This is a genomic window from Truepera radiovictrix DSM 17093, assembly GCF_000092425.1.
In the GTDB taxonomy this organism is placed as follows: Bacteria; Deinococcota; Deinococci; order Deinococcales; family Trueperaceae; genus Truepera; species Truepera radiovictrix.
On the sequence record NC_014221.1, the window covers coordinates 879,979 to 897,503 of the forward strand.

General features: G+C 69.4%; 17 protein-coding genes. 5 read left to right on the top strand and 12 right to left on the bottom strand.

The annotated features are described in order from the left end of the window. Positions 1-112 precede the first annotated feature (112 nt). Positions 113-3,067: a preprotein translocase subunit SecA gene (gene secA / locus TRAD_RS04045; RefSeq protein ID WP_013177318.1), complete on the top strand. Its 2,955-nt coding sequence runs from the start codon at positions 113-115 to the stop codon at positions 3,065-3,067. A 115-nt stretch (positions 3,068-3,182) separates the two neighbouring features. On the opposite strand, the gene TRAD_RS16715 is transcribed toward secA, so the two are convergent. Further along, on the bottom strand, positions 3,183-3,314 hold the full coding sequence (locus tag TRAD_RS16715) for a hypothetical protein (protein WP_013177319.1): 132 nt from the start codon (positions 3,312-3,314) through the stop codon (positions 3,183-3,185). A gap of 146 nt (positions 3,315-3,460) precedes the next feature. Between TRAD_RS16715 and pyrF the strand changes: the two genes are divergently transcribed. Next, positions 3,461-4,339 (top strand): orotidine-5'-phosphate decarboxylase, encoded by an 879-nt coding sequence (pyrF, locus tag TRAD_RS04050; protein ID WP_041947132.1) that lies wholly within the window; start codon positions 3,461-3,463, stop codon positions 4,337-4,339. On the opposite strand, the gene TRAD_RS04055 is transcribed toward pyrF, so the two are convergent. From TRAD_RS04055 to TRAD_RS15060, 9 genes are all read right to left on the bottom strand, one after another. After that, positions 4,340-5,260 carry a hypothetical protein gene (locus TRAD_RS04055; protein ID WP_013177321.1) on the bottom strand — a complete coding sequence of 307 codons (921 nt, stop codon included), beginning with the start codon at positions 5,258-5,260 and terminating at the stop codon, positions 4,340-4,342. It abuts the gene before it with no gap. A 71-nt stretch (positions 5,261-5,331) separates the two neighbouring features. Next, the gene (locus TRAD_RS04060; protein WP_013177322.1) at positions 5,332-6,219 is read right to left on the bottom strand and encodes a hypothetical protein; all 888 of its coding nucleotides are present in this window, start codon (positions 6,217-6,219) and stop codon (positions 5,332-5,334) included. 79 nt (positions 6,220-6,298) lie between these two features. Further along, complete coding sequence (locus TRAD_RS04065) at positions 6,299-7,906, bottom strand: DAK2 domain-containing protein (RefSeq protein WP_013177323.1); 1,608 nt, start codon at positions 7,904-7,906, stop codon at positions 6,299-6,301. Beyond that, entirely contained in the window at positions 7,893-8,345 is a 453-nt protein-coding gene (locus TRAD_RS04070) for an Asp23/Gls24 family envelope stress response protein (RefSeq protein WP_013177324.1), read from the bottom strand. Before TRAD_RS04070 ends, TRAD_RS04065 begins: the two co-directional genes overlap by 14 nt. Positions 8,346-8,487: 142 nt before the next feature. Further along, positions 8,488-8,799 (bottom strand): DUF503 domain-containing protein, encoded by a 312-nt coding sequence (locus TRAD_RS04075; protein WP_013177325.1) that lies wholly within the window; start codon positions 8,797-8,799, stop codon positions 8,488-8,490. Positions 8,800-8,802: 3 nt separating this feature from the next. After that, positions 8,803-9,246, bottom strand: a complete 444-nt coding sequence (locus TRAD_RS04080) for a DUF1999 family protein (protein WP_013177326.1) — start codon at positions 9,244-9,246, stop codon at positions 8,803-8,805. Continuing rightward, positions 9,234-9,695, bottom strand: a complete 462-nt coding sequence (moaC, locus tag TRAD_RS04085; RefSeq protein WP_013177327.1) for a cyclic pyranopterin monophosphate synthase MoaC — start codon at positions 9,693-9,695, stop codon at positions 9,234-9,236. The genes TRAD_RS04080 and moaC overlap by 13 nt, the downstream gene beginning before the upstream one ends. Before the next feature lie 8 nt (positions 9,696-9,703). Continuing rightward, entirely contained in the window at positions 9,704-10,486 is a 783-nt protein-coding gene (gene truA / locus TRAD_RS04090; RefSeq protein ID WP_013177328.1) for a tRNA pseudouridine(38-40) synthase TruA, read from the bottom strand. Continuing rightward, positions 10,473-11,354, bottom strand: a complete 882-nt coding sequence (locus tag TRAD_RS15060; RefSeq protein ID WP_013177329.1) for a phosphatase PAP2 family protein — start codon at positions 11,352-11,354, stop codon at positions 10,473-10,475. Before TRAD_RS15060 ends, truA begins: the two co-directional genes overlap by 14 nt. A gap of 348 nt (positions 11,355-11,702) precedes the next feature. On the opposite strand from TRAD_RS15060, the gene TRAD_RS04100 reads away from it, so the two are divergent. Genes TRAD_RS04100 through TRAD_RS04110 form a run of 3 tightly spaced genes read left to right on the top strand, consistent with a single transcriptional unit; the run spans position 11,703 to position 14,867 of the window. Beyond that, the gene (locus TRAD_RS04100) at positions 11,703-12,881 is read left to right on the top strand and encodes a COG1470 family protein (RefSeq protein ID WP_013177330.1); all 1,179 of its coding nucleotides are present in this window, start codon (positions 11,703-11,705) and stop codon (positions 12,879-12,881) included. Positions 12,882-12,901: 20 nt separating this feature from the next. Further along, the gene (locus TRAD_RS04105) at positions 12,902-13,912 is read left to right on the top strand and encodes an ABC transporter ATP-binding protein (protein WP_013177331.1); all 1,011 of its coding nucleotides are present in this window, start codon (positions 12,902-12,904) and stop codon (positions 13,910-13,912) included. Next, positions 13,899-14,867, top strand: coding sequence for an ABC transporter permease (locus TRAD_RS04110; RefSeq protein ID WP_013177332.1), 969 nt, complete (start codon positions 13,899-13,901; stop codon positions 14,865-14,867). Before TRAD_RS04105 ends, TRAD_RS04110 begins: the two co-directional genes overlap by 14 nt. 25 nt (positions 14,868-14,892) lie before the next feature. Here TRAD_RS04110 and TRAD_RS04115 read toward each other — a convergent pair whose 3' ends face one another. Both TRAD_RS04115 and TRAD_RS04120 read right to left on the bottom strand, forming a co-directional pair. Further along, positions 14,893-15,762, bottom strand: a complete 870-nt coding sequence (locus tag TRAD_RS04115) for a transglutaminase family protein (protein ID WP_013177333.1) — start codon at positions 15,760-15,762, stop codon at positions 14,893-14,895. 64 nt (positions 15,763-15,826) lie between these two features. After that, on the bottom strand, positions 15,827-17,380 hold the full coding sequence (locus TRAD_RS04120) for an SLC13 family permease (protein ID WP_013177334.1): 1,554 nt from the start codon (positions 17,378-17,380) through the stop codon (positions 15,827-15,829). Positions 17,381-17,525: the final 145 nt, after the last annotated feature.

Consider the following 17,525-nt stretch of genomic DNA (forward strand, 5'->3'; position numbering starts at 1 on the left):
CGCTGCGGGTTCCGGCCTCAACCCATACCCCTTACGTCGGCCGCTTCACGGCCTCTAGGGGCGCGCGTGCTAAAATGGAGCGTTTTTTAGGACGCGCCCAAGAGAGGTTTGCATGCTTGGTTTTTTCCAGAAAATGTTCGACAACAACGAGCGCGACGTCAGGCGCATCGAGCGCGAGGTCGTGGCAGCCGTCAACGCGCTCGAGCCCGCCATGGAGGAGGTTGAGGACCTAGCCGCCGAGTACGCCAAACTGCGCCAGCGTTATGAGGACGGCGAGAGCCTCAACGCGCTCATGCCCGAGGCGTTCGCGCTGACCCGCGAGTCGGCGATCCGTCAGCTCGGTTTAAGGCACTACAACGTGCAGCTGATTGGCGGCGCCGCGCTGCACTACGGCAAGATCGCGGAGATGAAAACGGGGGAGGGCAAGACGCTCGTCGCCACGCTCGCGCTCGTTTTAAACGCCATCCCCGGCAAGGGTGCGCACCTCGTCACCACCAACGACTACCTCGCGCGCACCGGCGCCGAGTGGATGGGGCCCGTTTACCGCGCCCTGGGGCTCTCCGTCGGGGTCATCCAGCACGACCTGCGCCCCGACGCGCGCCGCGCCGCCTACGCCTGCGACATCACCTACATGACCAACTCGGAGCTGGGCTTTGACTACCTGCGCGACAACATGGCCTTCCGCCCCGAGCAGCTCGTGCTGCGCGCCGACACCCCCCTTAACTACGCCATCATCGACGAGGTCGACTCGATCCTTATCGACGAGGCCCGCACGCCCTTGATCATCTCGGGGCCCGCCGAGCTCGCCACCGACAAGTACTACGTGATGGCCAAGATCGCCGCGCAGCTCGAGCGCGGCGAACCTGCTGAGGGGGAGGACAAACCGGCGACTGGCGACTTTACCGCCGACGAAAAGACCAAAGACATCCACCTGACCGAAGCGGGTATCGCCAAAGCCGAGAAGGCGCTAGGGGTCGACGACCTCTTTAGCTCTAAAAACATGGAGCTCGCGCATATGCTGCGTCAGGCGCTGCGCGCGCGCGTTCACTACCACCGCGACAAGCAGTACGTCAAAGACGAACGGGGCCAGATCGTCATCGTCGACGAGTTTACCGGACGCCTGATGCCGGGGCGGCGCTTCGGCGAGGGGTTGCACCAGGCGATCGAGGCCAAAGAGGGCGTCAAGATCGAGCGCGAAAACCAGACGCTCGCGACCATCACCTATCAGAACTTTTTCAAGCTCTACAACAAGATCGCCGGGATGACGGGGACCGCCAAAACCGAGGAGAAGGAGTTCCAGGAGATCTACGGCGCCGACGTGCTCACCATCCCGACCAACCGCCCGGTCATCCGCAAAGACTACGACGACATCGTCTACCGCACCGAAAAGGGCAAGTTCGAGGCGGTCGTGCGGGAGATCGAGGAGGTGCACAAAACCGGTCAGCCGATCCTCGTCGGGACGGTGACCATCGACGCCTCCGAAAAGCTCTCCGCGATGCTTAGGCGCCGCGGCATCAAGCACGAGGTGCTTAACGCCAAACACCACGCGCGCGAGGCCGAGATCGTCGCCCAAGCGGGTCGCAGCGGGGCGGTCACCATCTCGACCAACATGGCGGGGCGCGGTACCGACATCGTCTTGGGGGGCAACCCCGAGGCCATCGCGGGGCAGCTCGTCGAGCGCTACGGCGTCAGCCGCTACGACGAAAACGTCGAGCTCTGCATCAAGGCCGTGATGCTCGGCAAAGTCGACATCGCGCGCAAGCTCGTGCGCGAGATCGAGGGCTTGCCCGAGGACATCATCCCGACCCTGGAGCGTCTGCGCGACGAGGCCAAGGCCGACCGCGAACGCGTCGTCGAGCTCGGCGGGTTGCACATCATCGGCACCGAGCGCCACGAGTCGCGCCGCATCGACAACCAGCTGCGCGGCCGCTCCGGTCGCCAGGGGGACCCGGGGAGCAGCCGCTTTTACGTCTCGTTCGAAGACGACCTGATGCGGCTTTTCGCCAACGAGCGCGTCTTGGGCATGATGGACCGGCTCGGGATGGACGACACCCAACCCATCGAGGCGAAGATGGTTACAAGCGCCATCGAGCGGGCGCAGAAGCGGGTCGAGGACCGCAACTTCGGCATCCGCAAGCAGCTTTTAGAGTTCGACAACGTGATGAGCAAGCAGCGCGAGGTCATCTACAAGCAGCGCCGCGACATCTTGCTCGGCAACGACATTTCCGAAGACGTGCAGGACATGATCGCCGAGTACGTCGACGCGCAGGTGCAAAACTACCTCAACAAGGAGCTCGAGCCCGAGGAGCAGGACATCGGCGCCCTGCGCACGGCCATCGTCGAGGCGGTGCCGGCGCTCGAGACGTTCGACTTCGAGAGCCTGCGCGGCGAGGACCCCGACGAGGCCACCGACCGCTTGGTGCCCGCGCTCGAGGCCGCCTACAAAGCCCGCGAGGCCGAACTCGGCGCCCCCCTCATGCGCGAGCTCGAGCGCTACATCGTCTTGCAGGTCGTCGACAACCACTGGAAAGAGCAGCTCCACGCCATGGACGTGCTCCGCCAGGGCATCGGGCTGCGCGGCTACGGCCAGCGCAACCCGCTGCAGGAGTACGCCTTCGAGGCCTTTAACCTCTTCGAGGAGATGAAAAGCGGGATCCGCTTGCAGGTCGCCAAACTGCTCTTCCGGGTGCAGGTGCAGACCCAGGCGCCCTTGCAGCGCCCCGCGCCGGCGCCGCGCCCCGTGGCCTACGCCAAACCCGAGCCGCGCCCCGGCGCCGTAGCCAACACGCTCGGCGCGAGCAGCGTGAGCAGCACCTACGGCATGGGGGGCGGCGGGGCCGTGTCGACCTCGCTGAGTTTCGCCGGCGCGCGCAGCGCCCCGCGTCCTGCCCCCGCACCGCAGCCCAAGCAGCCGCAGGCTTCGGCCCCGGCGCAGACCCCGGCGAGCGCCGCGCAAGCGCCTCGCGCCGACGCCAAGGTCGGCCGCAACGACCCCTGCCCGTGCGGGAGCGGAAAGAAGTTCAAGCACTGCCACGGCCGCGAGGTCGGCGCCGTCTCGGGCGACTGAGCCTTCTAGCGACCCTTCCCCCTCGCCACCTCACGCGTAGAGATGCGTAAAGAAACGTAAGCGGGAGCGCCCCGTGGGGCGCTCCCGCTTTTGGTCGCGCGGTGACTTTGGGGCGCTAGCGGTTGCGCCCTCTAATGGGCGCGAGGACCCGGCGCCGCAGGAGCACGGCGAAGTCCGTGAGCAGCGCGGCGCAGGCGAGCAGGTGCAGGGCGACGACCACGGGGGGGACACCGGGAGCGAGGTTCATGGTGCTCACATCGTAGGGAGGTCTTCCTCGGCGCGGCGTGAAAAACTTGGTGCCCAAGCGAGATGTGAGCTAAACCCCTTGCCGTGCGCTGTGACGGACGCCCTTGCGGGGGCGCGGGGCGCACCCACGGGTATATGCTGGGCGACATGACCTTTTTCGAGCGGCTCGCCGCGCGCATTCAGGAGACCGATTCGCGCGTCTGTCTCGGCATCGACCCCCGCCCCGAAGCGCACCCCCTGACGCACCCCGACCGCTTCGCAGGCGACCCGGCGCAGGTCGCCAAGGCGGCCGTGTACTACTTCCAGGCGATCCTCGAGGCGACGGCCCCGTTGGTCGCCTGCGCAAAGCTGCAGGCGGCCTTTTTCGAGGTTTTGGGGATCCCGGGGCTCATTGCGATGGCGCAGCTTATCGCCGACCTCAAAGCCAGAGGGGTGCCGGTCATCGTCGACGCCAAACGCGGCGACATCGGTTCGACCGCCGAAGCGTACGCCCGCGCCTACCTGGGTGACGGCGTGTTCGGAGCGGACGCGCTCACCGTCAACCCGTACCTCGGGGGGGACGGCCTCGCGCCCTTCGCCGAGCAGGCGGCGCGCGCCGGGCGCGGGGTCTTCGTGCTCGTGCGCACCTCCAACCCGAGGGCGGCGGAGCTGCAGGACCTCGAGCTTCGGGGTGGCCAGCGGCTCTATGAGCGCGTCGCCGAGAGCGTCGCTGCGCTCGCCGAAGGGTGCCGCGGCGGCGCGCGCTACGCGCCGGTCGGGGCGGTGGTCGGTGGGACGGCGCCGGAGGCGCTCGCGGCGCTGCGGGCGCGCCTGCCGCACGTCTGGTTCTTGGTACCGGGGTACGGGGCACAGGGCGGCCGCCCCGAGGGGGTTGCCGGCGCTTTCGACGCCGAGGGGTTGGGCGCGGTGGTGTCCTCGAGCCGCGCGCTCACCTACTGCAGCGACGGCGCCGACTTCGCCGAGCGCGCGCGCGAGGCGGCCGCCGAGATGCGCCGCGCGATCAACCGGGCGCTCGGGGGCCGCTGACTACCCCCCCAAAAAGTCGATGATCTCCTTTGGGCTCATGTTGGTGCGCACCTGCGGGAGCAGCCGGAGCAGGGTGGGGATGCCGACGCTCGGCCCGATAAAGAGGGCGGTGTAGCGCTCCTTGCCGAACACCTCGTGGGCGCGGAAGGTGAGGTAGGCGGTCTCGTCGCCGGCGGGCACCTCGAAGATCTCTTGCGACAAGGGCGGCACCCCGCCGACGATCACCATGCGCGACTCGTTGGTCGCTAAAAACAGGCGCTCGGCGGTGTCGGCGGGGGCGTAGACGTAGTTGGTCAGGGTCGTCGCGCAGGTGCTCAGGCGCTCGAGGGCCGCGCCGATATTCCGGCGCAGGTCGATGGGTTCTTCGGGGGGGTGCAGCACGATCATCCGCGGGTAGATGCCGTGGTTGCGCAGGGTCGCCCAGAAGGCGATGCGCGAACCGTCGCGCAGGTCGGCGGCCAGGAGCGCGACGGGTTGCGGGGCGCGGCTCGCGCCCTCGATGAGCTCGAGGAGCGAGGCGAGGAGCGCTTCGTTGCTCGGCGCCGGTTCGTCGAAGGCGGGCGCCGCGAGCCCGTACCAGTCGGCGAGGCGCGCCGTCGCGACCCGCCACGCCTCGAGCGAAAACGCCTCGGCGGGCCAGGGGTGCGGCAGCAGCTCGCGGTCGGCGAGGTACGAAAAGGTGTCGTAGTCGGGGTCGTCGCGCGCTACGGGGAGGTCGATCACGCGCCTTAGAGGCGGGAGCGACGGCTCCAAAAGGTCGAGGGCGCGCTGCAGCAGCTTCGCGGCGCTGCGGCCGGTGGCCGGTTGGGGAAAGAGCTCCGCGGAGAAGGGGGCGCGCATCTCGGCTTCGCAGCGCTGCGCGAGCGCGAGGTTGGCGAGCAGCAGGCAGAGGAGCGCCAGAAGGCGCAGGGGGGGACGCATAGGCCTGAGTGTAGCCCAAACGCCCCCCGAAAAGGTCACGGGGCGATGTGAAAGCCGTGAACGCGTGAAGGCTAGGGGCGTTCGGCGGTCCCAGAGAGGGGCACCACGGCGCTAAAGGTCACCGTGTAGCTCGAGGCCGGGGCCGGGGCCGCCCGCCCCGACGCCGCGTAGACGCGGGCGATGAGGCTCTGCGGGGCGACGTTCGAGGGCACCGTGTAGGTGCTGCCCGCCGGGTTGTCGCTGGCGATCAGCTCGCGGTCTTCGGTGTAGACGTCAAAGCGCAGCTCTAAGGGCGCTTCGGTCGCGCTGACGGAGACCTGCGTCACGGGCAGTTCGCTCTGGAAGAAGTCCTCGTCGAGAGCGACCTCGAGCGCCCCCGTAGCGGTCGCGGTCGCGCCGGTCGGGGGGGTGGGGACGAGCCGCGGGGTCTCCAGGGCGTCGTTGGCCGGTTCGCCGGGGTCCTCGAAGGGGGCGACAAAGGCGCTCAGCAGAACGGAGCGCTCGTCCGCGCTCTCGAGCTCGAAGGTGAGCGTGCCCGCTGCGCTCGGCAGGGGCAGCGCCACGCACGGCCCGCTGCACCGCACCCCCGCGGTCTGCTGCGCCCTCAGGGCGGCGGTGGCAGTGTCGGGGGCGGGGGCGAAAAAGTCGGGGCCGGTGCTCTGCACGCTCGGGCGACCCTCCTGCAGCGCGCGGAGGCGCACCGCGCCGCCAGCAAGCGGCCCCTCGGGGCCGCGCGTCAGCACGAGGAGCTGGTCGTTGGCGGCGACCTGCGCCGCTGAGACGCTCACTTCAAGGCGTAGCGGCTCCCCTCGGGGGAGGGTGAGCGCGACCGGCTCCCCGACGCCCTCCCCGGCGCTGACGCGCACGACCCCGTCGTCGGGGGGGAGGATGACGATCTGACAACCTGCGAGCAGGGCGGCGAGCCCAGCCCAGACGAAGCGGTGACGAGCGCTCGGCATGGCGGTGTCCTTTCGGGGCGCGGCGGCCACGTGACGCTGATCCTAGCGCCCTAGTGTATCCGGCGCGGCCGCGCTTTTGCTACTCGAGCGCCAGCAAGTAGGGGTAGAGGTCGGGGGCGCCCGGGTGCAGCTCGAGCTCGAGCTTGGGGAAGCGCTCCGAGAGCGCCGCGTGAAACGCCTCAGCCCGTTCGCGCCCGACGACCGCGTTGTAAAAGAGCGCGCCGATCTCGACGTCGTCGGCGACCCCTTGCAACAGCGCCTCCAAGCACCCCTCCGGCGAGCTCTCGGCGACGGTGAGGCGGCCGTCGAGAAGGCCGATAAACTGCCCCTCGCTGACCTCGACGCCGTCGACCGTGGCGCTGCGGCTCGCCGTGGTGACCTCGAGGGTGCGGGCGTGCTCGGCGGCCGCCTGCATCTCGGGCAGGAGCTCCTCGACGCTCGCCGCGTCGTCGAAGAGCACCGCCGCCGCGAGCCCCTGACCGAGGGTGCGGGTCGGCAGCACGCGCACGTCTTTGTCGGGGACGAGCTCGCGCACCCGCTCGGCGGCCATGATGATGTTTTTGTTGTTGGGCATCACCACGACCTCGCGCGCGCCGACGCTGCGCACCGCGTCGGCGATGTCCTGCACGCTCGGGTTGTTCGTCTGCCCGCCGCCCACGACGCGCGCGCCGAGGCTGCGGAAGACCTTGGTCACCCCGTGCCCGGCGCTCACCGCAACGAGCGCGCTTTGGGGCGGTTCGGCGTCGGCGAGGTCGACGCCAGCTAGGATCTCCTGGTGCTGCTCGCTCATGTCCTCGACTTTTGAGCGCACCATCTTGCCGTAGCGCGCGACCGCCGCGAGCAGCTGTTCGGGCTCCTCGGTGTGGATGTGCCCCTTGACGTACCCCTCGGCGCCGACGACGAGGAGCGAGTCGCCGAAATCCTTGACGAGCTCCTGGATCTCCTTGGTGGGCACCGTCACGTCCGAGAGCAAAAACTCGGTGCAGAAGCCGAACTCCTGCTCCTCGAAGGCCTCTTGGGCGCGCGTGGTGATCTTCGGCGGCGGCGGCAGGTCGCGGCCTTCATACGAGGCGATAAGGCCCTCTAGCACGCGTAAAAAGCCCAGCCCGCCGGAGTCGACCACGCCCGCTTGCTTGAGCATGGGCAGCATGTCGGGCGTCTCTTTGAGCGCTTTCTCCCCGGCGCGCCACGCGTCGCGTAAGACGTCTAGGGGGCGGCCCGAAGCCGCCTCGCGCGCCCCTTCGGCCGCGCGCCGCACGACCGTGAGGATGGTGCCCTCGACGGGTTTCATGACAGCGGCGTAGGCGCTCTTGGTGGCGCTCTGGAGCGCTTCGACGCACGCCTGGGCGCTCAAGCTGGTGTGGCTGCGGATGGCTTCGGAAAACCCTTTAAGCACCTGGCTCAAGATGACGCCCGAGTTGCCGCGCGCGCCGAGGAGCGACCCGTAGGCGAGGGCGTGGGCAAGCGCGGCCATCGTCTTCGGGCGTTCGTCGCTGAGTTGGCGCCTGACCGACTGCATGGTGAGGTGCATGTTGGTGCCCGTGTCGCCGTCGGGGACCGGGTAGACGTTGAGGGCGTTGACCTCGTCGACGTAGACGCCGAGCCAGTCGGTGGCGTAGGCGAAGGCGGTGGCGAGGTCGGCGGCCTCGAGCCGCTCCGGCGAGGTCGCCTGCTTAGCGTCCAGCACGGCCGACCCCTACGACGTGCACCTTGACCCTGTCGACGGCGACGCCCGCAAACGCCGCCGCGGCGTAGAGCACGCGCTCCTTGACCGACTCGGCGACCGCCGGGATGTTGACCCCGTAGGCGACCGCGACGTGCAGCGTCACCGCGACCCCGGCGCCTTGACCCTTGGCGGCGCCTTTGGCGGCCTTCGCCGGCCGCGTCACCTCGACGCCCTCGTCGGCTTGCTGTTTGCCCAGGATCCGCCGCACCCCCTCGCGGAGGTTGGCGGGCGCCATCCCGATCACCCCCGGCACCTCGTGGGCGGCGAGGCCGATCAGCGTCGCGAGCGCCTCATCGGTGACGTAGAGCTGGTCGACGGCCTCGTCGGCTCGAGCGGCCGGTGGGCGTTGAGGGGGTTGAACGGGCTTGGCGTGCCCCTCCAACCGCGCTTTTTCTGCCATGCTACTCCTTAGGGGCAGGTTGGACCACATGGGTGACTCGGTGCCCTAGGCGGGCACGTGCGTCCCTGTCCCCGTGTCAGTTTGGGGGTATTCTACCGCAAACGGGGCGTTTTCGGCGCTTTGGGGGCGTCGCCGCGGGCCGCTAGCGCTCGAGCCCCTCCCACGCCTCGAGCTCGACGCGGCTTTCAGCGACCCGGAAGGTGCCGTGAGCGGCGACAAAATCCCCGACGCGGTAGAGCAGCCCCTCCAACCACACCCGGTCGTGGCTCAGCGCGGTGGCGCCGATCAGCTCCCAGTCGTGCGCGTCGAGCCCGTCGAGGCGAGCGACGGAGACCGGAAAGCGGCTCTTGAGCTTTTCGGTCACGGGTTTGATGAGTGAGCGCTTCTCCTTAAGCGACGTGACCCAGGGCGCCTCGAGGCGCGCCAAATAGACGCCGACGTAGATGGTCGCCACCCTCTAGCGCTGCCCCCTCGAGCCGAGCGTGCGCGCGTAGAGCCGTTCGGGGAGCGCCCGGTAGCGTTTGGCGCCGAGCGCCGCGGCGGCCGCCGCGTCGGCCTCCGGCACCTGCACCCAGAGGTCATAGACCCCCGCGTCGTAAGCGCTCTTGGTGACCGCCTCTAAAAGCGCCTCGCGGGAGGCGGTGTCCTCGGGGTCGGGGACCGCCAAGCGGTTGACGTAGACCGTCGGGCGCGCGCCGTTCCAGACGGCTTGCGCGAGCACGAAACCGGTCGCTTCGCCCGCGCGCACCGCCACGAAGGCGTGCCCCGTGCGGACGTAGAACAGCACGCTGCTGCGGCTTAAGAGCGGCTCGAGCCCGAAGGCTTCGGCGTAACGCCGGTCGAGCTCGGTGAGCGCCTCGTCCTCGGGGCTCAGGGGGCGCGCGAAGGTCAGGCTCGCCACGGCCCCGACTTTCCGCCCGTTTTGCTGAGCAGTTTCGTCTCGGCGACGACCATCCCCTTGCCGTGGGCTTTAAGCATGTCGTATAGGGTGAGCGCGGCGACGCTCGCGGCAACCAGCGCCTCCATCTCGACGCCGGTCTTGCCCGTGACGCGGCAGGTCGCGGTGAAGCGCACCCGCCCCGTCGCCTCGTCGAGCTCGCCGCGCACCGCGACCTTGCTCAGCGGCAGCGGGTGACAGAGCGGGATGAGCTCGCTCGTGCGTTTGGCAGCCATGATCCCCGCGAGCTCGGCGACGGCGATGGGGTCGCCCTTGGCGCTCGCCCCCGCTTTGAGCGCCGCCAAGACGGGCGCGGGCAAGAGCAGGCTCGAGCACGCGGTGGCCTCGCGCACCGTGTCCGCTTTTTCCGAGACGTCCACCATGACGGCGCTGCCGTCTTCAAAATGGGTCATGGTTGATTCTACTCCGCGTCCTCGGCGCGCGTCCCCCACGGTTCGTACCCCGCTTCGGCGAAGTAGAGCCCGTGCGGCGGCGCGTTCGGTCCGGCGCGGCGGCGGTCGCGCGCGGCGAGCAGAGCGGACACGTCCTCCGGAGCCAGCTTGCCCTCGCCGACCCACAGGAGCGTGCCGACCACGGCGCGCACCATGTTGCGCAAAAAACCGTCGGCGGCGATGTCTAAGGTAAGGTCGGGGCCAGCGGCCCCGAGGCGGCACCGGTAGACCGTGCGCACCGTCGTGCGCGACTCTTGGGTGGCGAGCGCGGCGAAGTCGCGCGTCCCCTCGAAACGGGGAGCGGCGCGCTGCATGGCCTCTAGGTCGAGCGCTCCCGGCACGAAGAGGACGCGGCGCCGCTCCAACGCCGACCCGGCGCGCGACGCCCGCAGGAGCCGCATCCGGTACAGGTAGCGGCGGTAGCAGCAGCTAAACTGCGCCTCGAAGCTCCGCGGCACCTCCTCGGCGTGCAGCACCCGCACGTCCGGCGGGAGGCGGGCGTTGAGCGCCGCCGGCACCTTGGCGACGGGGATGCGGTCGTCGGTGTCGTAGTGCGCGACCATCGCGAGCGCGTGCACGCCCGCGTCGGTGCGGCCCGCAGCGTGCGCTTTGGGTCTGGCGCCGGGGAGGGTGGCGAGCGCCGCCTCGAGCACCCCCTGCACCGTGCGCACGGGGTGCGCCGCGCCCGCTTGCACCTGCCAACCGAAAAAGTCGGTGCCGTCGAACTCGAGGGTCAGCTTAATCCGCCGCACGCACCACCTTGACGCGGGGCCACACCCAGCTCACCAGCGCGGGCACGAGCAGCAGACCGGCGTAGCCGATCACCAGGTAGCGCGCGAAGCCCCCCAGGGGGTCGCGCTTGAGCGCTTCGGGCAGCAGCAGGCTCGAGAGAAGAAGCGCAGCGAACACCAACGCGACGCCGAAAGCGGCGGCGACGAGGCGCTGCCAGAGCGCTCTGGGCGGCGCGTAGGGGGCCAAAAGGGGCGCGGTCAAAAAGGCGGCGAGCGCCCCCAAGATGAGGTCGGGCTCGAGCCCAGGGGGCGGCAGCAGCAGCATGAGCGCGAGCGGCGCGAGCACCCCGAGCGCCACGCGCGCCCCTTTAGGGACGCCCTGTAAGCGTCCCCAGAGGGGCTCCGCGGCGCGCACGAGCCCTAAAAAGAGCGCGCCGAGGGCGAGCCCGCCTAGCACGTCGGCGAGCACGTGCACCCCCAGATAGAGGCGCGAAAGCGAGACGAGGGCGACGAGGGCGAGCGCGAGCGCCCAGAACCAACGGCGGCGCAGCCACAGGGCGGCGTAGCCCCAGAAGGTCAGGCTGCTCTGCGCGTGCGCGCTCGGAAACCCGGGTCCGAGCGCCCCGGCGACCGCCTCGGGGGTGCGGCCGAGCGCGGGGTCGAGCTCAAAGGGCCGCGGCGTGCCCACGAGCCCCTTGAGGTGAAAGTTTACGAAAAAGGTGACCAGGACGAAGACCCCCAACCGCTGCCCGAGGCGCGCGTCGAGCGCCAAGTAGACGCTAAGTAGCAGCACGATGTACGCCCCTTCCGACCCAAGGTCGGTGACGAGCTGAAAAAAGCGGTCGAGGGCGGGGGAGGCGAAGCTCTGCAGAAAAAGAACCGTGTCCACGTCTGTACCCTTACCGTACCCTTCTCGCGACCCTCGGCGACACCCTGAAGTCACCCTGAAGTGCGGTGGCGGCGCGGGCGCTTCGCCGACGCTCACCGAAGCGCCCAAGGAGCGCTGGCGCGGGGGTGCCCCCGGTGCCCCGCTGATTGTAGCACCTGCTAAGCAGGCGCCCCGCACCGACCCGAACGCGTAACGCGGCGCGCAAGTGACGGCGTTACAAACAATGCTTTTACATGTCCTTCACATGTTGTCTTTAGCTTCGGCTCCCTAAAATCATCTCGGAACAACGCCCGAGTTTGCCGTCTCTCAAACGAATGGGGCGTTTTCACGTCATGCCGGAGGTTATCTGTGAACCGCTTTCCTTCGTCGCTGCTGCCTGTGTTGTGCGGTTTTCTCATCCTAGGGGGGGCGTCTGCGCAGCCGCAAGACGCCGAGGCGCCCCAGACGGACTACCGCGGGCTGGCGCTCACCACCCCCTTTCCAGCTACGAGCGTGAGCCTAGAGGAGACGACGACGCTTGAACTCACCGTGCGCAACTACGGTCTGCCGCCGCAGCTGCTCGACCTCACGGTGAGCGAGGCGCCCGAGGGGTGGACGGTGACCTTTTTGGGCAACGGGGTGCCCGTCAAGCAGGTGCAGGTCGGCCCCGACGAGAGCGTGGAGCTCAGTTTGCAGGTCGAACCCCCCGCCGAGGCGGAGCCGGGCGACTACACCCTGACGCTGCGCGCCGAAGGGGAGGGGGTGAGCGACGAGCTGCCGCTCACGCTCACCCTCGCGCAGCTTCTGCCGCCGCGCCTGAGTTTGACGAGCGAGCTGCCCGCGCTGCGGGGGGGGCCGACGACGTCGTTTACCTTTAACGTCCGCCTGCAAAACGAGAGCAGCACCGACGCCACCGCCACCTTGCAGGCGCAGACGCCCCCTGGGTTTAGCGTGGCGTTTCGCAGCGGCGGCAACGAGGTCACGAGCATCCCGGTCGCGGCGGGGGAGACGCAGTCGTTAAGCGTTGAGGTGTCGCCGCCGCCGAACGTCACCGCGGGCGACTACGAGGTGCTGGTGCAGGCGACCTCGGAGCGGGCGCAGGCCGAGCTGCCGCTGGGCTTAGAGATCACCGGGCGACCCGAACTGAACCTCACGAGCGTCGACGGGGTGCTCTCGGCGCGGGCCGCTATCGGTCAGAGCACGCCGCTGCAGCTTGTCGTGCTGAATACCGGCAGCGCCCCCGCCGAAGACGTGTCGTTTTCGGCGACCACGCCCGACGGGTGGACGGCGACCTTCGAACCCGAGACGCTGCCGCGCCTCGAGCCGGGCCAGCAGGAGCAGGTGCGGCTCAACCTCACCCCGGCGGAGAACGCGATCGCCGGCGACTACGTCCTGACGCTGCGGGCCTCGGGCGAAGGGCTCTCGGAGTCGGCGGACTTTCGCATCACCACCACCACCTCGACGCTCTGGGGTGGGGTCGCCGTGGCGGTCATCGCCGTCGCGCTCCTCGTGATGGGGGGCGCCGTGGCCCGCTTCGGGAGGCGGTAGGGGTGCGCGCGGAGGCGTCTATGGCCCCCGCGGCGCCTGCGGTGCGCGTCGCACCCGCGAGCGCCGCGGCGCCGGTGATCGAGGCCGAGGGGCTCAGCAAGCGTTACGGCACTTTCGTCGCCGTCGCGGGGCTTGACCTGCGCGTCGCGCCGGGGGAGGTCTACGGGCTTTTAGGCCCCAACGGTTCGGGGAAGACGACGACGATCCTCATGCTCTTGGGGCTCACCGAACCGAGCGGGGGGCGGGTGCGGGTGCTCGGCTTCGACCCCGCTCGCGAACCGCTCGAGGTCAAACGCCGGGTCGGCTACCTGCCGGACGCGGTAGGGTTTTACGACGACCTCTCCGCCCGCGAGAACCTGCGCTACAGCGCCCGCTTGATGGGGTTGCCGCGGGCCGAGCGCGAGGGGCGGATCGAGGCGGTGCTCACGCGTATGGGGCTCGCCGAGGTCGCCGACAAACGCGTCGGGGCCTTTTCGCGGGGGATGCGCCAGCGTCTGGGGCTCGCCGAGGTGCTCCTCAAAGCCCCGCAGGTGGCCGTGCTCGACGAGCCGACCGCCAGCTTGGACCCGAGCTCGGCGGACGAGTTTTTAGACCTCATCCGCTCGCTTAAAGCCGAAGGCATCACCGTGCTGCTCTCCTCGCACCTGCTGCACCAGGTGCAGGCGGTGTGCGACCGCGTCGGGCTCTTTCGCGCGGGGCGGCTCGAGCTCGAGGGCACCGTCGAGGCGCTGTCGCAGCGGGTGTTGGGGAGCGCTTATCACATCGAGGTCGAAGCCCACGGGGAAGCGGTCGAGGCGGCTCTCAGGGGCGTGCCGGGGGTGCTGGGGGTCGAGCGCCGCGGCGCGGGGCGCTACCGCGCCGCGGCGCGCACCGATCTGCGCCCGCAGCTCGCCGCGGCGGTCGCGGGGTGCGGGGGGGCGCTCTACGGGTTGCAGCTCGAGGCGCGTTCGCTCGACGAGGTCTACGCCCACCACTTCGGGCGCGCGGGGCGCGCCGCGCACCCCGAGGAGGTCGGTCGTGGCGTCGCTTAGCCGCTCCCGGCGCGGCAGCCCCTGGACGGGGCTCGGCGCGGTCGTCGGTAAAGAGCTCGCCGACCACTTCGCGAGCGTGCGGGTGCGGCTTCTAGAGGGGCTCGTGCTGCTCACCGCGCTCGGCACCGTCTACGCCGCTACCCAGGCGCTTCGCGGCGCCGACCCGAACACCTTCCCCTTTTTGCAGCTCTTTACCGCCGCCCAGGAGCCGCTGCCGTCGTTCGTGGCGTTTTTGGGCTTTCTGGTCCCCTTGATGGCCATCGCCCTCGGCTTCGACGCGGTCAACAGCGAGTTCGGCCGCCGCACCCTCAGCCGCCTGCTCTCACACCCCATCTACCGCGACGCGCTCCTTTTCGGCAAGTTCGTAGCGGGTCTTTTAACCCTCCTCATCACCCTGCTCGCGCTCTGGCTGCTGGTCGTCGGCATGGGGATCTTTTTCCTCGGCGCCCCGCCCAGCCTCGAGGAGATCGCGCGCAGCCTCCTTTTTCTCGTGGCGACGCTCGCCTACGCGGGGGTGTGGTTGGCGCTGGCGCTGCTCTTTTCGGTGCTCTTCCGGCAGAGCGCGACCTCGGCGATGGCCGCGCTCGCCGTGTGGCTGCTTTTCGCCGTGTTCTGGCCCCTGCTCGTTTCGCTCATCGTGCCCCTCGCGCAACCGCTACAAGCGCAAGACCCCTTGGGCGCCGCCCTCGCGCAAGCGCGGCTCGAGGACGCCCTGGCGCGCCTGTCGCCCAACACGCTTTTCAGCGAGAGCACGCTCGTGCTGCTCAACCCCGCGACCCGCACTCTCGGACCGGTGCTCTTTAGCCAGCTCCAGGGGGCGCTGGTCGGGGCGCCTTTGCCCCTGGGGCAGAGTCTGCTCCTCATCTGGCCGCAGCTGACGGGGCTCATAGCCGCCACCATCCTCCTCTTTACCCTCGCCTACGTGCTCTTTCAGCGGCAGGAGATCCGCGCGTAACGGGGGGCGCGCAGCGCGTGCCAGGTTACGCGTCGCTGCTCGGCGGTGCGGGTCGGGACAAGGCGTGGCGGACCTGCACAGTGACCGATAGGCTCGAGTCGCCCCCCCCGCGCCGCAGCCCGCGCACGGGCGGCAGGTCGTCGTAGTCGCGCCCGTGTCCGATCTTGACGTGCGCGGGCGACACCAAGCAGCCGTTCGTGGGGTCGAAGCCGACCCAACCGCTCCCCGGCAAAAAGGCTTCAACCCAGGCGTGCGACGCCTCCGCCCCGATAAGCCGCTCGTCGCCGCGAGGTTTTGAGTGGATGTAGCCCGAAACGTAGCGCGCGGGGATGCCGGAGCTGCGGCACAGCGCCAACATGGCGTGCGCGAAATCTTGACAGACGCCCGAAGCGTGCTGGGCGAAGTCAGCGAGCGGCGTGTTCACGTCCGTAGCGTCGGGGGCGTAGGTAAAGCGCCCGTGCAGGTAGCTAGTCATGGCGCTCACGTAGCCCACGAGGTCGCCCTCCGGGTCTAGAGGCAGCGCCCCGAAGACGCGGTGCCAGTTCTCGTTGAGGGGCACGCGCGCGGTCGGGGCTAAAAACTCGAAGAAGCGGTGGCGCAGCTCCGGCAGCGTCCGGGCGCTCACCGCCAGAGGGGCCGGCGTCTCGTAGGTGACGACCGTGGAACGTGCGGTGATCACCAGCTCCGTGTGGTCGTGGGGCAGGTGAAAGTGGTGGATGAGGTTGTCGAAGCGGTCGCGGTGGGTCCTGACGGTCACCTTGGGGGCGATGTCCAACTCGAACGCCAGGCGCGTCTGCCGGTGGTCGTCGGTGGGCTGCAGCCAGAGTTCGTTAAACGAATCCCAGGCGGGCTGGCTGTAGCGGTAGTGGGTGGTGTGGGTGACGTCCAGGACCATCGTGGCGCGAGTATAGCAGCCGCGCTTGGAGCGCAGCTTGGGCGCGCGAACAACCGACGAGGTGCTACATCCCGAACACCAGCGGCGCGAGCACGAGCATGGCGAGGAAGATCACTGTGATGCTGAGCAGGTTCATAAAGAGCCCCGCGCGGATCATGTCGCGGATGTCGAGGTCGTCGTAGGCGAAGACGATGGCGTTGGGTGGGGTCGCGACCGGCATCATGAAAGCCATGGAGGCGGCGACGGCGACCGGTACGACCAGCAGCAAAGGCGACTGCCCCAAACCGACCGCCACGGCCCCCATGATGGGCAAAAAGGTCGCGGCGGTCGCCGTGTTCGAGGTCAGCTCGGTCAAAAAGACGATGACCGCCGTGACGATCAGCACCACCCACCAGATGCTCACCCCCTGCAACCCGCTCACGCCGTCGCCGATGGCCTCGGCGAGCCCCGTGGAGCCAAAAGCGCCCGCGAGCGCGAGCCCGCCGCCAAAGAGCAAGAGCACCCCCCAGGGGATCTCCTGCGCTTCGCGCCAGGTGAGCGTAAAGCCTTCGCGGCGCGACACGGGGATAGCGAAAAGGAGCGTCGCGGCTATTAGCGCGACTGTCGTGTCGGAGAGCGTCAGGCCCGTCCAGGTGCTGAGGAGCGGGCGGAACATCCAGGCGAGCGCGGTTGCCACAAAGACGCCCAGCACGATCTTCTCGCCGCGGTTCATGGTGCCTAGTGCCCGGATGTCCTCGCGGATCTTGTCGCCCGCAGCGCCGAGCTCCAACCCCCGGACGGGGAAGGCCACGCGCGTGAGCCAGAGCCACCCCAAGGGCAGCATGACGAGCAGCAGGGGCACCCCGAGGGCCATCCAACGCGCGAAGGAGACCTCGAGCCCGTAGGTGCTCGCCAAAAAGCTCGCCATGAGCGTGTTGGGGGGCGTGCCGATAAGCGTCCCGACCCCGCCGATAGACGCGCCGTAGGCGATCGAAAGCATGAGCGCCACGCCGAAGTTGCGCACCTGGCTCCGGTCGGCGAGGTGCTGTTTGAGGTAGTCGATGAGCGAGATGCCGACCGCGAACATCATCACCGCCGTGGCGGTGTTGGAGATCCACATCGACAAAAACGCCGTCGCCGCGGTGAAGCCGGCTACGATGCCCGCGGGGCTCGTGCCGATGAGCCGCACGATGTTGAGCGCGATGCGCCGGTGCAGCCCCCAGCGCTGCATCGCCGCGGCGATGAAAAAGCCGCCCATAAAGAGGAAGATAATCGGGTTCGCGTAGTTCGCCGCCGTCTCCCCCTCGGGGGCGATGCCCAAAAGCGGCATAAAGGGGAGCGGCAGCAGGGCGGTCGCCGCGAGCGGGACGACCTCGGAGAGCCACCACAGGACCATCCAGGCGGTCAACCCGACGAGCCGCCACGCGGGTTCGGGGAGCCCCGCGGGTGCGGCGATCAGGAGCGGCAGCAGCGCCAGCAGCGGCCCCGCGATGAGCAGGGCGAGTTTGCCGCCGCCCGCACCCCGCGGCCGCTGCCCCTCGCGCTCGACCTCCTGCAACCGGTCGCCGCTGTCGATACGCCCCTCCCGCTGCGGGTACACCCCGACCTGCTCGCCCCGGACGTTGTTCCTGTCGTCCACCCTAGTGTCCTCCCGGCTGAGTTGTGACGGCGACTCTAGCACGGCGCCGCAACGAGCAGCGGCGTTGTTCGCGCGCGCGGTATACACCTCGCTGCGGGTGGGCGTACGCGCAGCTGGCGACGTGTACGCGCGGGGCTCCCATGCG

What these genes read in the sequence shown, in the direction of transcription:
- secA (WP_013177318.1), top strand. Translation starts at nt 113, where the DNA reads ATGCTTGGTTTTTTCCAGAAAATGTTCGACAACAACGAGCGCGACGTC.
- TRAD_RS16715 (WP_013177319.1), bottom strand. Translation starts at nt 3,314, where the DNA reads ATGAACCTCGCTCCCGGTGTCCCCCCCGTGGTCGTCGCCCTGCACCTG.
- pyrF (WP_041947132.1), top strand. Translation starts at nt 3,461, where the DNA reads ATGACCTTTTTCGAGCGGCTCGCCGCGCGCATTCAGGAGACCGATTCG.
- TRAD_RS04055 (WP_013177321.1), bottom strand. Translation starts at nt 5,260, where the DNA reads ATGCGTCCCCCCCTGCGCCTTCTGGCGCTCCTCTGCCTGCTGCTCGCC.
- TRAD_RS04060 (WP_013177322.1), bottom strand. Translation starts at nt 6,219, where the DNA reads ATGCCGAGCGCTCGTCACCGCTTCGTCTGGGCTGGGCTCGCCGCCCTG.
- TRAD_RS04070 (WP_013177324.1), bottom strand. Translation starts at nt 8,345, where the DNA reads ATGGCAGAAAAAGCGCGGTTGGAGGGGCACGCCAAGCCCGTTCAACCC.
- moaC (WP_013177327.1), bottom strand. Translation starts at nt 9,695, where the DNA reads ATGACCCATTTTGAAGACGGCAGCGCCGTCATGGTGGACGTCTCGGAA.
- TRAD_RS04105 (WP_013177331.1), top strand. Translation starts at nt 12,902, where the DNA reads ATGGCCCCCGCGGCGCCTGCGGTGCGCGTCGCACCCGCGAGCGCCGCG.
- TRAD_RS04115 (WP_013177333.1), bottom strand. Translation starts at nt 15,762, where the DNA reads ATGGTCCTGGACGTCACCCACACCACCCACTACCGCTACAGCCAGCCC.